Origin of the sequence: Mesorhizobium sp. NZP2077 (assembly GCF_013170805.1) — a bacterium.
Classification (GTDB): domain Bacteria; phylum Pseudomonadota; class Alphaproteobacteria; order Rhizobiales; family Rhizobiaceae; genus Mesorhizobium.
In genome coordinates, this window is the sequence record NZ_CP051293.1 from 6,395,294 (window position 1) to 6,413,222 (window position 17,929).

17 protein-coding genes and 1 pseudogene are annotated in these 17,929 nt (G+C 60.4%); 8 read left to right on the forward strand and 10 right to left on the reverse strand.

Going from position 1 to position 17,929, the window contains the following annotated elements:
- Window positions 1-55: 55 nt before the first annotated feature.
- From ehuB to HGP13_RS31630, 3 genes are all read right to left on the reverse strand, one after another.
- Window positions 56-907, reverse strand: coding sequence for an ectoine/hydroxyectoine ABC transporter substrate-binding protein EhuB (gene ehuB / locus HGP13_RS31620; RefSeq protein ID WP_172233375.1), 852 nt, complete (start codon window positions 905-907; stop codon window positions 56-58).
- Window positions 908-993: 86 nt separating this feature from the next.
- The gene (ehuA, locus tag HGP13_RS31625; protein ID WP_281410984.1) at window positions 994-1,785 is read right to left on the reverse strand and encodes an ectoine/hydroxyectoine ABC transporter ATP-binding protein EhuA; all 792 of its coding nucleotides are present in this window, start codon (window positions 1,783-1,785) and stop codon (window positions 994-996) included.
- A gap of 124 nt (window positions 1,786-1,909) precedes the next feature.
- Entirely contained in the window at window positions 1,910-3,295 is a 1,386-nt protein-coding gene (locus HGP13_RS31630; protein WP_172233378.1) for a PLP-dependent aminotransferase family protein, read from the reverse strand.
- 83 nt (window positions 3,296-3,378) lie between these two features.
- Between HGP13_RS31630 and HGP13_RS31635 the strand changes: the two genes are divergently transcribed.
- The 5 genes and pseudogenes from HGP13_RS31635 (at window position 3,379) to HGP13_RS31655 (ending at window position 9,544) form a co-directional block, all read left to right on the forward strand.
- Window positions 3,379-3,870: an Lrp/AsnC family transcriptional regulator gene (locus HGP13_RS31635; RefSeq protein ID WP_172233380.1), complete on the forward strand. Its 492-nt coding sequence runs from the start codon at window positions 3,379-3,381 to the stop codon at window positions 3,868-3,870.
- Between the two features lie 130 nt (window positions 3,871-4,000).
- Entirely contained in the window at window positions 4,001-5,494 is a 1,494-nt protein-coding gene (locus HGP13_RS31640) for an NAD-dependent succinate-semialdehyde dehydrogenase (RefSeq protein WP_172233382.1), read from the forward strand.
- 33 nt (window positions 5,495-5,527) lie between these two features.
- Complete coding sequence (locus tag HGP13_RS31645) at window positions 5,528-6,907, forward strand: aspartate aminotransferase family protein (protein ID WP_172233384.1); 1,380 nt, start codon at window positions 5,528-5,530, stop codon at window positions 6,905-6,907.
- A gap of 9 nt (window positions 6,908-6,916) precedes the next feature.
- A pseudogene (locus HGP13_RS31650) lies at window positions 6,917-8,025 on the forward strand (alcohol dehydrogenase family protein).
- A gap of 820 nt (window positions 8,026-8,845) precedes the next feature.
- Window positions 8,846-9,544, forward strand: a complete 699-nt coding sequence (locus HGP13_RS31655) for an HAD-IA family hydrolase (RefSeq protein WP_172233386.1) — start codon at window positions 8,846-8,848, stop codon at window positions 9,542-9,544.
- Window positions 9,545-9,761: 217 nt separating this feature from the next.
- Here the strand turns inward: HGP13_RS31655 and HGP13_RS31660 are convergent, their stop codons facing one another.
- The 6 genes from HGP13_RS31660 to HGP13_RS31685 form a co-directional block, all read right to left on the reverse strand.
- Window positions 9,762-10,121: a response regulator gene (locus HGP13_RS31660; protein WP_246707185.1), complete on the reverse strand. Its 360-nt coding sequence runs from the start codon at window positions 10,119-10,121 to the stop codon at window positions 9,762-9,764.
- Window positions 10,118-12,052 (reverse strand): PAS domain S-box protein, encoded by a 1,935-nt coding sequence (locus HGP13_RS31665; protein WP_172233388.1) that lies wholly within the window; start codon window positions 12,050-12,052, stop codon window positions 10,118-10,120. The genes HGP13_RS31660 and HGP13_RS31665 overlap by 4 nt, the downstream gene beginning before the upstream one ends.
- Before the next feature lie 272 nt (window positions 12,053-12,324).
- Window positions 12,325-12,834, reverse strand: a complete 510-nt coding sequence (locus HGP13_RS31670; RefSeq protein WP_172233390.1) for a pyridoxamine 5'-phosphate oxidase family protein — start codon at window positions 12,832-12,834, stop codon at window positions 12,325-12,327.
- Between the two features lie 91 nt (window positions 12,835-12,925).
- The gene (locus HGP13_RS31675) at window positions 12,926-13,093 is read right to left on the reverse strand and encodes a hypothetical protein (RefSeq protein ID WP_172233392.1); all 168 of its coding nucleotides are present in this window, start codon (window positions 13,091-13,093) and stop codon (window positions 12,926-12,928) included.
- Between the two features lie 483 nt (window positions 13,094-13,576).
- Window positions 13,577-13,978, reverse strand: coding sequence for a phage holin family protein (locus HGP13_RS31680; protein WP_172233394.1), 402 nt, complete (start codon window positions 13,976-13,978; stop codon window positions 13,577-13,579).
- Between the two features lie 92 nt (window positions 13,979-14,070).
- Window positions 14,071-14,706, reverse strand: a complete 636-nt coding sequence (locus HGP13_RS31685) for an outer membrane beta-barrel protein (protein WP_172233396.1) — start codon at window positions 14,704-14,706, stop codon at window positions 14,071-14,073.
- 367 nt (window positions 14,707-15,073) lie between these two features.
- On the opposite strand from HGP13_RS31685, the gene HGP13_RS31690 reads away from it, so the two are divergent.
- Entirely contained in the window at window positions 15,074-15,724 is a 651-nt protein-coding gene (locus tag HGP13_RS31690) for an outer membrane protein (protein ID WP_172233399.1), read from the forward strand.
- 94 nt (window positions 15,725-15,818) lie between these two features.
- Here HGP13_RS31690 and HGP13_RS38665 read toward each other — a convergent pair whose 3' ends face one another.
- Entirely contained in the window at window positions 15,819-16,394 is a 576-nt protein-coding gene (locus HGP13_RS38665; protein WP_172233402.1) for a CatB-related O-acetyltransferase, read from the reverse strand.
- 901 nt (window positions 16,395-17,295) lie between these two features.
- Between HGP13_RS38665 and HGP13_RS31700 the strand changes: the two genes are divergently transcribed.
- Window positions 17,296-17,595 carry a DUF1236 domain-containing protein gene (locus tag HGP13_RS31700; protein ID WP_172233405.1) on the forward strand — a complete coding sequence of 100 codons (300 nt, stop codon included), beginning with the start codon at window positions 17,296-17,298 and terminating at the stop codon, window positions 17,593-17,595.
- Window positions 17,596-17,728: 133 nt separating this feature from the next.
- The gene (locus tag HGP13_RS31705) at window positions 17,729-17,908 is read left to right on the forward strand and encodes a hypothetical protein (RefSeq protein WP_348647111.1); all 180 of its coding nucleotides are present in this window, start codon (window positions 17,729-17,731) and stop codon (window positions 17,906-17,908) included.
- Window positions 17,909-17,929: the final 21 nt, after the last annotated feature.

Below are 17,929 nucleotides of genomic sequence, written 5' to 3' on the forward strand. Positions count from 1 at the left end.
CGCGTCACTTCGTGACACCTTCTCCCCGTGAACGGGGAGAAGGTAAAAGAGGCCGCTACTTCGCCGAGCAGAGCTTGTCGCGCGTCGTCGACATGGCGGCAGCCGCCGAGAAGCCGTAGGGCTCGATGATCTTGGCGAACTCGCCGGATTTCTTCATCTTGGCCAGCTCGACGTCGAAGGCATCGCGCAGCGCCTCGTCGCCCTTCTTGAAGGCGGCGCCGTCGCAATAGACCGGGGCGCCCTGCACCGGCGCGATGACCTCGAGGGTCGGATCATTGGCCTTCTTCATCAGATCATTGATCGACAGGACGGGTAGCGAATAGGCGTCGATGCGGCCGTCCTGCACCATCTTCAGGCCGCTCTGGCCATCCGGCACGACGATGACACGCTCGCGCGGGACGCCGGCATTGAGCGCCAGCTTCTCCTCGGTGCCGCCGCCCGGCGCGCCGATCGTGGCTGTCGTGTCCTTGGCAACGTCTTCGTAGCTCTTGAAGCCTTTCGGATTGCCTTTCTTCACCAGCATCGCCTCGGCGTCGCACAGCACCGGCTCGGAATAGGCGACTGCGGCGCAGCGCTCCGGCTTCATGAACAGGCCGGCGGTGACGACATCAAAGCGTCCGGCCTTCAGGCCGGGGATCATGGCGCCATATTCCGAGATCGAGGCGACGATGTCGCCAACGCCGAGGCGTTTGAAGATCTCGCGCGCTACGTCGGGCGCCGCGCCGGAAACCTTGCCGTCGGCGGCGACGGCCGTATAGGGCGGCTCGTTGGCGATGGCGACACGGGCGAAACCTTGGGTCTTTAGCTGTTCGAGTTTTTTGTCGGCAGCCGAACCGATGCTTGAGGTTGCGAGCACCGCAGTCAGTGCAAGACCGGCGACGCCGGCCAGAATGCCAAGTTTCTTCATTGTTCCCAACTCCTTGTTTCTTCTCTTGGTTTTGTTGATTCTGGTGTTGTTGAAAGGCGGCTTTTCTCCACCCATTGCCACTGCGGTCAGACGCGATGTCCGGCCGCGATGATCTTCTTCAGGAAACCTTGCGTGCGCTCCTGCTTGGGATTGCGGAATATCTCGTCGGGCTTGCCTTCCTCGACGATCCTGCCGCGATCGAAGAACAGCACTCGGTCAGCGAAGTCGTGGGCAAAACCCATCTCGTGAGTGACCAACAGCATGGTCATGTCGGTCTCGGCGCAGAGCCGCCACAAAACGTTGAGCACCTCCTCGACCAGTTCCGGATCGAGCGCCGATGTCACCTCGTCGAACAGCATGATTTTAGGCCGCAAGGCGAGCGCACGGGCGATCGCCACGCGCTGCTTCTGGCCGCCCGACAGTTGCGCCGGCATCGCCTTGGCCTTGTCGGCCATGCCGACCATGTCGAGCAGTTCCATCGCCCGCTTCTCAGCGGCAGCGCGCGGCATGCCCTTGGTCAGCATCGGCGCCAGCGTCACATTGTCGATGACGCTCTTGTGCGGAAACAGGTTGAACAGCTGGAAGACCATGCCGATCTTCTGCCGCATCCGGGCCAGATGGCGCTCGTCCGCCGGAAGCAGCTGGCCATTGCGCTCGATATGGTAGAGCTGCTCGCCTTCGATCTGGATGTGGCCGCCATCGATGCGCTCCAGCGTCATCAGGATGCGCAGGATCGTCGTCTTGCCCGAGCCGGACGGGCCGATCAGCGCCAGCTTCTCGCGCGGCATGACCTGCATCGACAAGCCGTCGAGCACCTTGAAGCTGCCAAAGCTCTTCGAGATACCGTCGATCTTGATGATGGGCGCGGTTGCGGACAAATGAATTTCCCCGTGCTGGAGAAGCCTGTGCCCTTAACGATGCGGAACCCGCCAAATCATGTCAATTGGGAAAATAATATCATGACAATATTTCCCATTCCGCACAATTTCGGAGCAAACTGGCCTAAATGGCGAGCAGCAGGTGCTCCGGATCGCCAAGCAAGAGCTTGGTGACAACGCCGAGTCCGGCGCGCAGTTCCCCTTCGGTAGTCGAGCCCAGCGAGATGCGCACCGCCGGATGCCACGGCGCGTGCGAAATGCGGAAGGAGGTGCCCGGCGCGATCGCCACGCCCTGCAGCCGGGCCTGGGCGACAAAGCCCTCCTCGGCACGGTCGTCGGGCAGTTGCAGCCAGACGTGCAGCCCGTCGCGCCGAGCGCGATAGTCGATCCCGGCAAGCACTTGCGCCGCGATGTCCTGCCGCCGCCGCAGTGCGGCGCGCTGCCAGCGGACAAGTTCCATCGCCGTGCCGTCGGTCACCCATTTGGTGGCGATCTCGGCCACCAGCGGCGTTGCCATCCAGTTCGAGACCAGATGGCGGTTGGCAACTGCGGCGACATAGCGGTCGGGCGCTGCGAGATAGCCGATGCGCAGGCCAGGTACGGTGATCTTGGTGAAGGAGGTGACGTAGAGCGTGCGTTCCGGGGCGAAAGCCGCGACCGGTGGCGGCCGATCCTCGACCAGTGGCCCCAGCACATCGTTCTCGATGATGGCGATGTCGTGCTTGCGCGCAACCGCGGCGATTTCTTCGCGCCGCCGCGCATCCATAAGCGTTGCCGTGGGGTTGATCACCGAAGGCTGCACGAACACAGCGCGGATATCCGACAGCCGGCAGGCCTCGTCCAGCGCCTCTGGGATCAGGCCATTCTCGTCGATTGGCAGGCCTTCAAGGTTAAAGCCGAGATAGCGCGCCAGCGGCACCAGCGTGTGGTGGCCGATGGCTTCGGTGGCAACGGTCGAGCCCGGCGGCGCCACGCTCATCAGCGCCACGGTCATGCCGGCAGTGGCGCCGTTGGTCAGGCTGATGTTCTGCGCGGAGACGTCGAGCCCGCACAGTTTCAGCCATTCGACCGCCACAGCGCGGTGGCGGGGAAACACCATATTCGGCCGGAAAGAAAGTGCCGAACTCGAGGGAAGATTCTCGGCCAGCCAGCCCAACGCCTGTTTCAGCCGTTCCAGATGCATCGGCTCGCAGACAGGCTTCAGGATGGAGAGGTCGATGACCTCGCCGAGACGCTCCGGCAGATAGGGCGGCTCCGGTTCGCGACGCTGCGTCTGGACGAAGCTGCCGCGGCCGATCTCGCCCGAAATCAGGCCGCGCCGGATCAACTCCTCATAGGCGCGGCTGACCGTCTGCACCGACAGCTTGAGATCATCGGCCAGCCGGCGATGTGTCGGCAGCCGCGCGCCATTGGCGAGGCGCCCGTCATGGATGGCGCGCGCGAACTGGTCGGCAAGCGATTGATAGGCTGGCCGCCGGATGAGCGCTGGATCGGGTTGCCACAATGTCATGACTTATTAGAGATCGAAATCAGTGCAATTGACAATCGAAATAATGCGCCATCATGGTACTGTGGACGAAAAAGTGGGCGCCGATGACTGCTGCGAAACTCGACCCGATCGACCTCAAGATCCTCGATGCCATCCAGCGTGACGGACGCATCACCAAGCTGGCGCTGGCCGAGCAGGTGGGGCTGTCGCCGACGCCTTGCTGGATGCGGCTGCGCAAGCTGGAGAAAGCCGGCATCGTCTCGGGCTATCACGCAAGGATCGCCATGCGCGTCGTGGCGCCGGTCGCCACCGTGCTGATGGAGGTGACGCTGGCCAGCCATCGCCAGGCCGATTTCGACCGCTTCGAGCGCGTCATCCGCGACATCCCCGAGATTGTCGCCTGCTGGTCGGTGGGTGGCGGCGTGGACTATGTGCTGAAGGTGATGGCGCGTGACATCGATGCCTACCAGCGGCTGGTCGATAGCCTGCTCGAGCGCGAGATCGGCATCGACCGCTACTTCACCTACATCGTCATTAAGACGGTGAAGGACGATATCGCGTTGCCCATAGCCGACCTGTTGCCGGCGTCGCCGTAGCGCCGGAGAGATCGCCTGCGCGACCAGTGCAATAGAGAGAGACTCTCTATCAGCGGGCTCCCAAACAGCCTCTCTGTCTGCTCATGGTGGATAATCTCCTGGCATCAGACCGCACCGGGAGGCCTCGACCATGTCCGCGCATTTCGCCCGCTCGCATCGCCATGAGGCGCTCGATCGCCTCGCTGACCGCCGCCTGCTGCGCGAACTTGCCTATGTCGATGGGCATTGGACGGCGAGTGAGGCCGCCGAGAGTTTTGAGGTCACCGATCCCGCGACGGGAAGCACGGTCGCCTTCGTTGCCGCGCTGGATGCGCGGCAAACGACAAAGGCGATCGATGCCGCCGCGCGGGCATTCCCGGCCTGGCGGTCGCTGTTGCCGCAGAAGCGGTCAGAAATCCTGCGAAAATGGTTCGCCCTTATCATTGCCGCGAAAGACGACCTTGCTCTGCTGATGACGCTGGAGCAGGGCAAGCCGCTGCAGGAATCGCTCGGCGAGATCGATTATGCCGCCTCGTTCGTCGAGTGGTATGCCGAGGAAGCAAAACGCCTCAACGCCGAGAGCGTCACCAGCCATCTGCCGGATGCCGAAATGATGGTGCGGCGCGAGCCGCTCGGTGTCGTCGGCGTCGTCACACCGTGGAATTTTCCCTCGGCGATGCTGACCCGCAAGGCGGCCGCGGCACTCGCCGCCGGCTGCACCGTCGTCGCGCATCCTTCCTCGGAAACGCCGCTATCGGCGCTGGCGCTGGCCGAACTTGGCGAACGCGCCGGCCTGCCCGCCGGCGTTTTCAACGTCGTCACCGGCACGGCCGCGACGATCGTCGGCCGGATGTGCGAGGATCCGCGGGTCCGTGCCATGAGCTTCACCGGCTCGACCGAGATCGGCAGGCTGATCGCCGCCCAGAGTGCGCCGACAATGAAGCGGCTGGTGATGGAGCTTGGCGGCCACGCGCCGCTAATTGTGTTCGGCGACGTAGACCTGGACAGGACCGTGAGCATCGCCATCGATGCCAAATTCGCTACGTCGGGCCAGGACTGCCTTGCCGCCAACCGCATCTATATCCAGCGCCCGCTCTACGATCGCTTCTGCGCCGCCTTCGCCAAGCGTATCGAAGCGCTGCGGATCGGCAATGGACTTGCCGGGGAAGTCGACATCGGACCGCTGATGCATGAGCGCGCCGTCACAAAGGTCGAGGAGCAGGTCGCCGACGCCATCGCCCAAGGCGCCCGCTGCCTCGCCGGCGGCAAGCGGCATCAGGCCGGGCCATTGTTCTATCAGCCGACGCTGCTGGTCGATGTCGCTGACGAGGCGCTGATCATGCGCGAGGAGACTTTTGGGCCGGTCGCCGCCGTCACGCCGTTCGACAGCGAGGATGAAGTGATCGCCCGCGCCAACGCCACCGAATATGGTCTCGTCGCCTATGTCGTGACCGAGAACGGCGCGCGCCAGCAACGCATGGGCCGCGCGCTCGACTACGGCATGGTCGCCATCAATCGCGTCAAGATCACCGGCGCGCCGATACCCTTCGGCGGTGTCAAGCAATCCGGCATCGGCCGAGAAGGCTCGCACCACGGGCTCGAAGCTTTCACGGATCTCAAGTATCTCTGCCTGGACGTCGCATAAGTCCGTCCGGGCACATCTCAAGGAGTAGAAAAAATGCTCGACCAGTCCAACGAACTCGCCGCCTGGGATCGCGACCACTTCTTCCATCCCTCGACCCATATGGGCACGCACGCGCGGGGCGAGAGCCCGACGCGCATCATGGCCGGTGGTGAAGGCGTTACTGTCTGGGACAACAATGGCAAGAAGAGCATCGATGCCTTTGCCGGCCTCTATTGCGTCAATGTCGGCTATGGCCGTCAGAAAATTGCTGATGCCATCGCGACCCAAGCGAGCAACCTGGCCTATTACCATGCCTATGTCGGCCACGGCACCGAGGCCTCGATCACCTTGGCCAAGATGATCATCGACCGTGCGCCGATGGGCATGTCGCGGGTCTATTTCGGCCTCTCCGGCTCTGACGCCAACGAGACCAACATCAAGCTGATCTGGTACTACAACAATGTGTTGGGTCGGCCGGAGAAGAAGAAGATCATCTCGCGCTGGCGCGGCTACCACGGCTCGGGCGTGATGACCGGGTCACTGACCGGGCTCGACCTGTTCCACAACGCCTTCGACCTGCCGCGTCCGCCCGTCCTGCACACCGACGCGCCCTACTACTTCCGCCGCGCCGACCGCTCGATGAGCGAAGAGCAGTTCTCGCAACACTGCGCCGACAAGCTTGAGGAGATGATCCTGGCAGAGGGTCCGGAGACGGTGGCTGCCTTCATCGGTGAACCGATCCTCGGCACCGGTGGCATCGTGCCGCCACCGGCCGGCTATTGGGAAAAGATCCAGGCGGTGCTGAAGAAGTATGATGTGCTGCTGGTCGCCGACGAGGTGGTAACGGGCTTCGGCCGGCTGGGCACCATGTTCGGCTCCGATCACTACGGCATCAAGCCGGACCTGATAACCATCGCCAAGGGCCTGACCTCGGCCTACGCGCCGCTGTCGGGTGTCATCGTCGCCGACAAGATGTGGCAGGTGCTGGTTGAGGGTTCCGACAAGCTCGGCTCGCTCGGCCATGGCTGGACCTATTCGGCGCATCCGATCTGCGTTGCTGCTGGTGTCGCCAATCTCGAACTGATCGACGAGATGGACCTTGTGACCAATGCCAAGGAGATCGGTGCCTATTTCCGCGCTGAGCTGACCAAGGCGGTCGGCAGCCACAAGAACGTGGGCGATGTGCGCGGCGACGGCATGCTGGCGGCGGTCGAGTTCGTCGCCGATCGGGATGACCGGGTGTTCTTCGAGGCTTCGCAGAAGATCGGACCGCAAGTGGCGACAGCCCTTGCCGCCAGCGGCGTTATCGGCCGCGCTATGCCGCAGGGCGACATCCTCGGCTTTGCGCCGCCGCTCTGCCTGACGCGTGAAGAAGCCGACATCGTCGTTTCGAAGACGGCCGATGCCGTGAACAGCGTGTTTGCCAATCTCTGAGATCGACCGATGAATGCGAGGACCAAGACCCTTCCCACCAGCATGGCCGCCGTGCTGCTCACCGGGCACGGCGGACCGGAAAAGCTCGTCTACCGCACCGATGTGAAAGTGCCCTCGCCCGCCCCGGGTGAAGTGCTGGTCAAGGTCAGCGCTTGCGGCATGAACAACACCGACGTCTGGGTGCGGCAAGGCGCCTATGGCACGGAGGAGGACGCTGCCGCCGTGTCCACATGGCGACGCCAAGGCAACACACTTGTATTCCCGCGCATCCAGGGCACCGATACGGTCGGCATCATTGCTGCTGTCGGCGAAGGCGTCTCGCCGGACCGAATCGGGGAACGGGTGATGGTCGATTTCTCCATCTACAACCGCGCCGACGATTCGCTGGCCGACATCGACTATACGGGTCACGGCCGCGATGGCGGTTACGCCGAGTACCAGACCGTGCCGGCGCAGAATGCGCATGTCGTAGACACGGAGATGAGCGATGTCGAACTCGCCACCTTCTGCTGTGCTTACCTGACCGGCGAACAGATGCTGGAGCGCGCAGGTCTGAAGGCCGGCGAACGCGTGCTTGTCACCGGCGCCTCCGGTGGCGTCGGTTCCGGCATCGTGCAACTGGCACGGGCGCGCGGTGCCATTCCATATGCTGTGGTCGGCAAGGGCAAGGAGCAGGCGGTGCTCGAGATCGGCGCCGACGCGTCATCAGCCGTGGCGTCGCCGATCTGCCGCAAGCCGTGACTGAGGCGACCGGCGGTCAGCCGATCGACGTCGTGGCCGACCTCGTCGGCGGCGCGATCTTCAACGACCTGCTGCGTATCCTGAGGCCGGAAGGCCGCTACACCACCGCCGGTGCGATCGCCGGCCCGGTCGTCCAGCTCGATCTCAGGACCATGTATCTCAAGCAGCTGCAGCTACACGGCTCGAGCCAGGGTACGCGCGCCGATTTCCGCCGCATCGTCGGCTATATCGAAGCGAAAAAGATCCGGCCGCTGGTTGGCGGCGTCTACAAACTGTCTAATTTCCACCGCGCCCAGAAAGACTTCATGGGAAAGGACTTCGTTGGCAAGCTGGTTGTGGTGCCGGATGCGATGTGGGGGTGCAGCCAAGATTATTGATCCAGGACCAAAATGCCGAGGGCGACCACGGCAAGACAAAGACCCTACACGCTTTTGCCTTAGCCGAGCGGACCAAAGACGCCGCAGAATAGCCGCGGTTAGATTCCGCCGCCGTGCCATGGTTTCTGCTTTGGATCATCGATGCTCAGCGAGCTAGGATGGCGACTGCGAGCGCAGCAACAAGCGTCGTACTCTGGCTCGTCGTCGTCTCGGTTCCGTTTGGAGGATTGCTTGCCGATCGAAGCGAACGGCACGGCGCCGTTTTGATCGGAGGATGCGTTGCTTTTGCGACCATGCTCGTGATCGCAGCGCATACCGACTTGGTGCTACCGGCGTTTGTAGGGCCGGGCCTGGTATGCGGGCTATCGGCGGGCATGGGTCACTTCTACGCTGTGTGCTATCGTCGTATTGGCCTCCTGGATCGGTGGGTACGCGGCGAACATTTCCGGCAACGCTCGAATTACGTTTGACCTGGGGTCCATGATGCTTCTCGCATGTTGCGCTGCCGTCTGGGTTTTTCTAAGGTTGTCGAGTCAAGCAGGTAAACCTAAAAACCTAAAAACGCCGACGAAGCGGTTTTCAAATCGGTTCGGTAATCATGTTGCCAATCCGCTTCACGATGCGTGCACCCTACTCGTTCTCAGCCTTGGATCCACAAGACGGCGCCAAATAAAGCAATAGCCTTCAACACGGGGCCCGAGGACGCCGCCGATGCGCGCCCGCCAGATAACCGCGGTTTGACAGCTAGGCGTCGACAGGCCTTACCGAGCCGGACGCCGCACGACGGGCGATCCCCCTTAACATGGGAATTTGCAAAGTTATGCTGAGATTGGTCCCTAAACCAAAGTGCATCACCTTCGATTGCTACGGTACGCTGGTGCAATGGCACCAGGCCTTGCGTAATGCCGTCGGCGCCGTCTTGGCAGAACGCTCTGTTTCATCAGTGAGCGACACCGAGCTGGATGGTGCGGTCGACACGCTCAGAACCTTGTCGATGGAGCAGCAGCAGCGTCCATATCGCGACTACAAGACTGTTCTGATATCCAGTTTGGTTGAAACCATGACTGGGCGCGGGTTGTCGCCCGGCCCGCACGATGGGGAAACGCTTCTGTCGTTCCTACGCGACATTCCACCTCATCCAGAAGTGCCGGCGGCGCTGTTCCGCTTACGGTCATTTTATCAGCTGGCGATCATTAGCAACACGGACGACGACCTGATCACCGGGACCGTCGCTGCGATGGGAGTGCCCATCGATTTCGTGGTGACCGCCCAGCAGGCGAAGGCTTACAAGCCGAACCACCGACTATTCCATTATGCGCATTCCGTCATCGGTGTGACGCCGGAGGAAACAGTCCACGTGGGCATGGGGCAGGTGACCGATCTAAAGGTCTGTCACGAAATGGGAATACAGGCCGTATGGATCGACAGGCTGGGCGAGAACCTCCATCCAGATTGTTCACCGGCGGCTGTGTTGCCCGATCTATCGACGTTGCCTGAACTTTTAGCGTTCGACGCATGACGGGCTGCTTTACGGCGTCCGTCGAGCGAAATGCGGATGGCGAGATATATCAAAGGAAACGAAAATGACTCTTCGTCCTTTCTCTATCCATATTTCCGATGACGCCACTGGAGACTTGCGCCGACCGCTGCAGACGACGGGCAGCTCGTGCAAACACATTCCGCTTAGCCTCCCGCGGCCACCAAAATCGCGCCCACCGCGAGACCGTCGGATCAGTCTATCCGAAGAGGGCGAACCGCAACGAATGGTCTAATTTCTCTTTGGAATACGGTTTGGCGATAATCATCGATCCCTTGGCGAAGTCAGACGCACCCTCGCCGTATCCGGTGGCGCACACTATCGGGATGCTCCGAAGCCGCAGAGCGTCGGCAACGCGCTCGCTCCGCTCCCCACGTATATTGATGTCCAGGACAGCCGCGTCGATCTCTTCGGTTTCGATCATCGCAATCGCGCCGTCAATCGTGGTGGCGGGTCCAATGACAGTGACCCCAAGCTCAATCAGAAAATCCTCAGCCATCATGGCAATCAGGGATTCGTCTTCGACGATGAGCACCCGTCGGCCTGACAATGTCGTCATTGAGGCACCCTCCCCTCTGCCAATGGGGCATCGATCCTGCAGACGAGGCCCTGAGGTTGGAAATCCATCGCGACGTCCGCCTCGAGATCCGCGGCTAATCCCCGCTCGAGGAGACGGGAGCCAAAGCCTCGCCTGGCTGGAGATAAAACCGCGGGGCCTCCGAGTTCGCTCCAAACCAGCTTGAGCCTCGGCTTCGGCTTGTCGCTAAGAAACCACTCCACCGAAATTTTGCCTGCCTCGTTTGAAAGGGCGCCGTACTTCACTGCGTTGGTTAGCAGCTCATGGAAAGCGAGCGCCAGGGAGAGAGCCTGGTTCGGCCGCAACAGAATTGCGGGGCCGGTTGTCGAAACCCGGGTGGAAAACGCGCCTCTGATCTGCAGGCTGTCACGAACGAGCTGGTCCAAAGAGGCATGTTCCCAACTGGTCTGCGTCAGGATGTCGTGCGCAGCCGAAAGAGCCATGAGCCGGCCTTCGAACGCGGCATGGGCATCGGTGGCCTGCGTTCCCCTGAACGTCTGCTGCGCAATCCCCTGGACGACCGCCAGAGTGTTCTTCACACGATGGTTGAGTTCGGCCATCAGCAACTCCCTTTGCGCCTCCGACCGCCGTCGTTCGCTGATGTCCACCACGGAAGCGAGCGCCATCATTCCTTCACTCGTCTGAATCGGGCTGAGCCCAATCTCGACCGGCACCTCTTTTCCATCCTTGCGCCGCGCATAGAGATCCCTGCCCGCACCCATCGGGCGCGCCTGAGGACAACTCCCGTACCCCTGGCGAAAAACCGGATGCGAGCCTCGAGAGCGATCGGGGACCAGCATTTCGATGCCTTGCCCGACCATCTCCTCCCGTCCATAGCCAAACAAGGTTTCGGCATGAAGATTTACGAGAACGATGCGCCCCTCCTCGTCAGTCATCACCATTCCGCTCGGGGCCGCCTCCACAGCAGATCGAAACCGTTCCTCGCTGTGGCGCATCGCCATCTCTGCCTGGTCACGTTCCGTGACGTCGACATTTACCCCGATCAGCCCGCGGAATATGCCACTGGCGGAGAAGTGGGGACGAGCGGTTGTGAGCAGAACGCGGTACTCCCCCTTGCAATTTCTGTAGCGGCCCTGGACCGAGACGGCTGACTTCGTAGACAAGGCCTGCATCATCCGAGCACCAATTTCGTCAGCATCATCTGGATGGATGGTTGGGTGCCAATTGAACGTTGGGACATCATCGGTCTCGACGCCCCAGAACTCGCGAAGCATCATGTTTAGATTCGTGCATTTGCCAAAAGCATCGCACGTCCAGATCATCACCGGAGCGTGTTCCGACATCAGGCGAAACTGTTGCTCGGATCCGCGCAACTCTTCCTCGGCATCTCTTCGGGCCTTCTCCGCACGGGTCCGCTCGAGATAAAACCCAATCTGTCTGGCAATGGTGGTGGCGAGATCGATCTCATGCCTGGCAAACGAATGCCGGTTTTCATAATAGGTCATGAATTTTCCCACCACCGCGCCCTGGACCGTCAACGGAATGAACGCCAAGCCAACGATGCCTTCGCTAGCGATCATCTCTTTGACGCCGGCAGGTTCGTCCGTTTCGGCGATGTGTGAGACGAGGATGGCCTCGGGGTTGCGTTCGCCGACAACCCAGGGCGAGTGACCTTCTAGAGCCTTTCGGTAACGTTCTGATAGCCCGCGCCAAGCGACAAACCGCATCACGCCTGCCTCGTCGAAAAGCAGCATGGACGCGCGTTGGCAACCCAATCCGTCGCGAATGGCATCCAGACCGGCTTCAAAAGCTTCGTGACTTGCCTTTGCGCGGTAGAGACGGTCTGTCAGCACGTAAAGCGCACTGAGTTCGTCCAAACGTTCTGCGAGCTTCTCGCTGCCCCCGCTTAACTGCAACGCCGAACCCTCCCTTGGCGAATAGTTATTCAGCAACGACGCATGTAACGCCAAGCACTCGCTTTCGTTCCAACGTCCCGTTCTCGCAGATAATTGTCGGCCGCTTTGAAATGGAATTGGCGATCGCCTTAAAACGGGACCGACGGCTTCGCCGTAGCAAACGCACCCTCCGGACGGATTGAAACATTGCGAGATGGCCGCGTCGAATTGTTTGCATTCAAACGAACATTACGACGCTAATTCTCTGCCCCTCACTTGGTGACCGTGGGAGGAATTATGGGTCCGGCAGGCTGAGGACGGGCTGACCGTCAGAGATCGACCTTGGCGTTTTCGCCCACGTTCGGTTTGGCTCCGGTGACTGCGGCAAACACCATCTTCGCCGTAGCAACGACAATCCCAGGGCTATCCCACAACTCGCCCTCGTCCGGCTTGACCGTTATCAGACGGATCTCGGGGTCGTCGGCAGTGTCCCACCAGGCAGCGTCAGTTTTCTCCCAAAGCTCGGCAATCTTTTGCCTGTCATTGGTCACCACAGCGGGACCGGAGATGGTGACATATTTGTAGTGGATACTGTCGCTCCAGGCCAATGTCACTTTCGGATAGGTCTCGAGCTGCTTGTTCTTGGCGCTGTCGTCATTGACGAGGAAATAGATGGCGTTTTCGTCACGTGAGACGCGCGCTGACAACGGCCGAGCGCGATTGTATTCGCCGTCCCAGGTCACGAACATGCAGACGTCGATTTTCTCGGCGAGTTCCCAGATCCGGTTCGTCGCCTCGGCGGGCGTTAAGTCTGTCTCTTGCTCTCGACGCTTGGCCATAACATATCCTTCACGGTTGAATCCGAACGCTTACAACTTGCGTAGGGCAGAGACGTTCCAAGCGAGATTTGCGCACGTTCGCATCCGCATGTCACAACGTGTTGCCACGCGGCTTTTCGCTATCTTCAGTGCGCATGAAATAGTCGCTGGCCAACGCCAGGACAGCCAGGAAGGCAGCGCCAAATCGCGCAAAGCCAAACGCCCCCGCAGCCGCGATTTTGGCACCGCGCTTGTGCTCGCTGACAAACTGCGCCGCCACGTTCCGGACTTCGTCGGCGGCCTTGCCGAACAGCGCATGCTCTTTGGCTGTTGGCTGAAAAGCGCGGCCGATGAGATGGCCGAGATAGCCCTCCTGCGGAGCCGGCTATGACCTTTGCTCGCTCCAGGTTTGACACGGCACTTCGCTGAGCTGCGTGGTACCGGCTTGGTCCAGCATCGGCATGCCCGCCGCTGGTAAGTGTTTCAATGTCCGCGCCCGCACTTCCGGCGGGGACATAGCCGCCAGCGCTTCTCCTTCCGGCATAGAAGACAGCAACGGCACCGAGGGCCACGGCGGCCGCAGTGCCACCATTCTCCTTGACGGCATCCGAGACGCCACCAAGGACCCCGATCACCTTCTGTTTGGCGTAGTGCGTGGAGGCTTGCACCACATGCCTGGGTTGGAGCCTGCGGCTCAACTCGCTGACCGGCCCAAACCAGCGCTTGCCGTTCAGCGCGGCTTTGCACCAGGATATCGCGGATATCATTGCTGGGTTGAGCCATAGCGAATTCCCTGCTTCAAGGCTGCGAGGTCTGTCCGCACCTGGTTGACGGTTTCTACGGGCGTGATGGTCCATCCGATCAGCGCGCGCCTGGCCAAATGAAGAGATAGCATACCTGCGCCGATCAAAACGGGGCCGGCGATCAGGCAGGCAAACATCGCGCCGACCTCGAAGTGGATCATCGCAAGGATGAGGAACTGGACCAGGGCGAATGCCGCCAGGACAAAGAACATGGCGGCAGCCACGCCGCATGCCCCCGACGAGACGATCGTCGTGGTCTTGGCCCGCATTTCTGCTTCGAGCAGCCGAAGATCGAGGCGCATCAGCGAAGCGAATTGGCTTACAGCTTCGCTGAGCACGCTCCCGAATGGCCGGTGATCCATCCATCATCCACGCGCGTGATCCTTCTCAGGACCGATCGGAGCTTCGCATGATCCGCGTCAACCCGACGCCGGCGAGGAGGCCGCAAGCAAAGCTAGAACCGGTAGGAAATTCCGAAATTCAGGGTTCCAAATCGCGGCTTGAGATCAATCGAGTTTGCTACCTCGACCTTATCAAATAGATATTCGACGTATTCCGTTTTGAACGACCATTTTGGAGCGAAGGCGTATTCAAAACCGGCTCCAAATGCACCACCGACACGCGTCTTGTTCACGGTATCCGAACCACCAAAAAACAAATCCGCTGACGTTTTGACGCGGGTCACCGCAACACCGGCGGTTCCGTACAGCAACAACTGGTCCGTAGCCAAGAAGCCTGCGCGCGCCCTGGCGGAGGCGACCCAATCGGCGTCGTAAGTGTACGAATTCGTCTTGCCACCGAATATCGGATCTTCTGCTGTCTTTTCGTGGAAACCGAGAACGTCGAAACTCGCCACGCCGCCGTAAACAAACTGGCCAGATTGCCAATCATGACCGACGAAAACGCCACCTACAAAAGCGGTATCGTTGAAGTCCGAACCGCCGACGACATTGCCACCGTCAAAGCCTGGGTGCGAAAATCCAGCGCCAATTTCGGCGCCAGCATAATAGCCCGTCCAGTTCACGCTTTCGGCGCTTGCCGGTGCGGCCAGAGCGACAAGGGCCACGGACGCGTAGAATGCCTTGATCATTGATTCCATCCCCAATAATATTGCTTTATACATAGGCCATTGAAATTGCTGTATTATTTTCGTCACAGTAGGTTTGTGTTCTTAGTGTCGCGCAAAGCTGATTGGGACATTGGTGCGGATCCCTGCCGGCTTCATCTACGACGCTGATCTTGCCGGAGATAAGTTACCTCCCTGCCATGGGTCGCCTGGCCACCACAAAATCTCCTCCGCATGGTCGCCTGGCGGACCAGACAGTTACCTTGTCCAGGTCGCCTTACGAAGGCATTAGAAGGCCCTGTTTTAGCTAGCCCTGTGGCCTTCCGGTTACAGACAAAAGCATCGGTGCTGCCTATCGTCGATTCAGTAGATTTGGCGGCTGGGGATTGTGATGAAGAGCTTCTTACTCGCTCCTGTTTTTGGCCTCGCACTTTGTGCGCCTGTGATGGCTGCCGATATGGTCGGGCCTGTGGAAACCCCAGAATGGACTTGGCAAGGTGCTTATGCGGGCGTCTTCGGCGCCGGCACGCTTGAGCACTACAAGATTCATGAGCCGAATATCGGAGCAAGTGCCACACACAGTGTGGGTTCGGCAACCGTCGGAGGTTTCGCCGGCTACAACTTCGAATCAGGCAAGGTCGTCTATGGCTTGGAAGGTGAGCTTGGCTATCGCTTCAAGAAGTCGAGCTTCAGCGACATCCCTGGTCCAGGCAGGCTAGATGCCTCGACCGGCCTCTTCGGCTCGCTAAAAGGGCGGGTCGGCATGGACATGGGGCGATATATGCCCTTCGTGACCGCGGGTGTCACAGCGGCCAAGTTGAAGACCAACGCGATTGGCTTCTCGGAACAAGACGCAACCCTGGTCGGTGGCATCGTCGGCGCTGGCGTCGACGTGGCACTAACGCACAATGTCTTCCTGCGTGGCGAGTACGACTTCTCCTTCTTCGGCAAGAAGTCGCTGGAGTATTGCGGGGGCGGATGCACGCTTGAGCACACAGTTCAGACGCACGACTTCCGCGTGGGCATCGCCATGAAATTCTAGGCTCATACGACGTTTATTCGGACGGCCTTGGGGCCTCTCGGACATGTCATATAGCCTCCAGGAATTTGCGTTAGAAGGTTGAAAGCTCTGACCGCTAGCTGAACCGGCGAACGAATTCTTCCGCAGGCAGGTCGAAGGCTGACTTCTCCTGCTTGATCCTCTCGATGGGCCAGTCCCACCAGCGGATCTTCTGCAAGGCCGCGATGGTATCCGCCGAGAAGCGGTACCTGACGAACCGTGCCGGGTTGCCGGCAACGATCGCATAGGGCTCCACATCCTTGGTGACGACACTGCACGCCGCAATCACAGCGCCATTGCCGATGTTAACACCCGACAGGATCGTCGCCCGCGCTCCTACCCAGACGTCGTTCCCCAAGACGATAGGGCCTTTCGTCCGAAGGTATTGCATTGTCGTCTTGGTTTTCAGGATCTGGTCCTGCAATCCAAAATTCGATGCGGTTTCCGTTGGGTGGTCGGCTTGACAAATGAAGCGAACTTCGGCGGCAATTGCGCAGTAAGCGCCAATCCTGACCGGCGATTGCTCCGAGAGGAAGAGAAACGATCCGCTATGTACGCCATGCGAGTGCGGCCCCAGCGTAACAAAGGGAGGTAGCACGACTTTTGGCCCAAGCAGCCCGCGAGCCCGCAGCCAATCCGCCAGTCTCGACATGCATCCCCCTTACGCACGTTTGGTTGCACACCCCAGCCCAAACCGGGCTGCGAAATCGTTGCCTCGCGCTTGGGACCAAATCTGCCGACGAGGGCCGCCAATGGCCTGCTAGGTTGTCGCTCAGCCATGGTCTAAGAAGTTGACGCAGGCGAGTAGCTTACCCCCGCTTTATCGACTTCAGCTTCCATTTCGTCGCTGATTACTTTTGGCCTCCCAGTGCCGATCCTGCCAGTACTCTAGCACGACTCGTTCCTTACCATCCTTGCGGGCCTGTGAGCCGTACATCCAGGCGTAAGTGATGCGCTGGCAATCATCATGACGTAGAAGCCTGGTGGGCGAGCCAGAAAATCGGCCGCCATAAAAAGGTAGCGGTTCAGATCCTGGCCAAAGTGAAAAGGGCGATGAGTGCTGAGATCGCTACGCAAATCGGCACTGCTGCTAGAAATCCTGCCTCCAGCAATCGAGCCTCTCTATCTCCGGACATCAGGCAGCCTCGGGTCGGTCGAAAAAGTTGAGGGTTCGCCCGCCGATAAGCGGCGAGCGAACCCTATCCGCGCAGGAAGGGACATAACTGCGCGGATCCGCTCGAGCGTCAGCCCAGAACCAGCCCCACCATGAGAAACGCAACGGCGGCTACAAACACCGGCGCAAGCAGCCACCGGGCCTGGCTAACGCTCCTATCCATATGAATTCTCCCAGTTTTTCCGCGGGACAAATCTCACAAGGCGACGATGGTTCCCGCTATCGGCGATGCTCGGACCATTGCTGCGTTTTATCAGACTTAGGTCCCAGCATGCACTCGACCGAAGTCTGATGCCGGAACATTTGCAATTTCGCAAAGTTAGCCTCCGGGTGCCAAGCCTACAGGCCTGCCCCGACCCCACACGAGAGGAGAATTATTATGAGAATGAACCTTTCCGCCGTCGCGGCGGCTGTTGTTCTGTTTGCAGGAATCGGCGCGGCCGCAGCCGATGACGTCATCATCCAGCCGGAGCAGGACACCGTCATCCGCGAGTATGTCAAAAAGCAGCCGCTTGCGTCGCTGAAAGTTCCCGGTGTGGAACTTAACATCGGCGCGGCCCTGCCGGATACGGTCGAGTTGCACGAAGTCCCGAACGTCAAATACCGCTACGTCGTGATCGACAACCGGACCGTCCTTGTCGATCCAACTACCCGCAAAATCGTCAAGGTCTACGATTGATCACTTCATCTCCCAGCCCGTCGCCTCTAGGCCGCCGGGCTGGGACGCGCCACCGGATTGCTTACCAATGTTAAACCACGATAGCGCGACATCTCCAACATTGAGAAGACGAATAGCCGACTTGGCGGCAAGGATGCGCGAGGCAAAAATCACGCATGGCGACCTACGCATTTTTCAGAAGGTCGCGGCCCTGATGGAGCGCAATAAGGGTCGCATTGATGGGGACGACTTGATTGCCGCCGCATTCCTTGCCGACGACTCGCGTGGCCGGCAAAGCTTGATCGCCCATGCCGACAATCAGCAAACTCTTTGACTGCCAAGCCGAGGCGGCCGT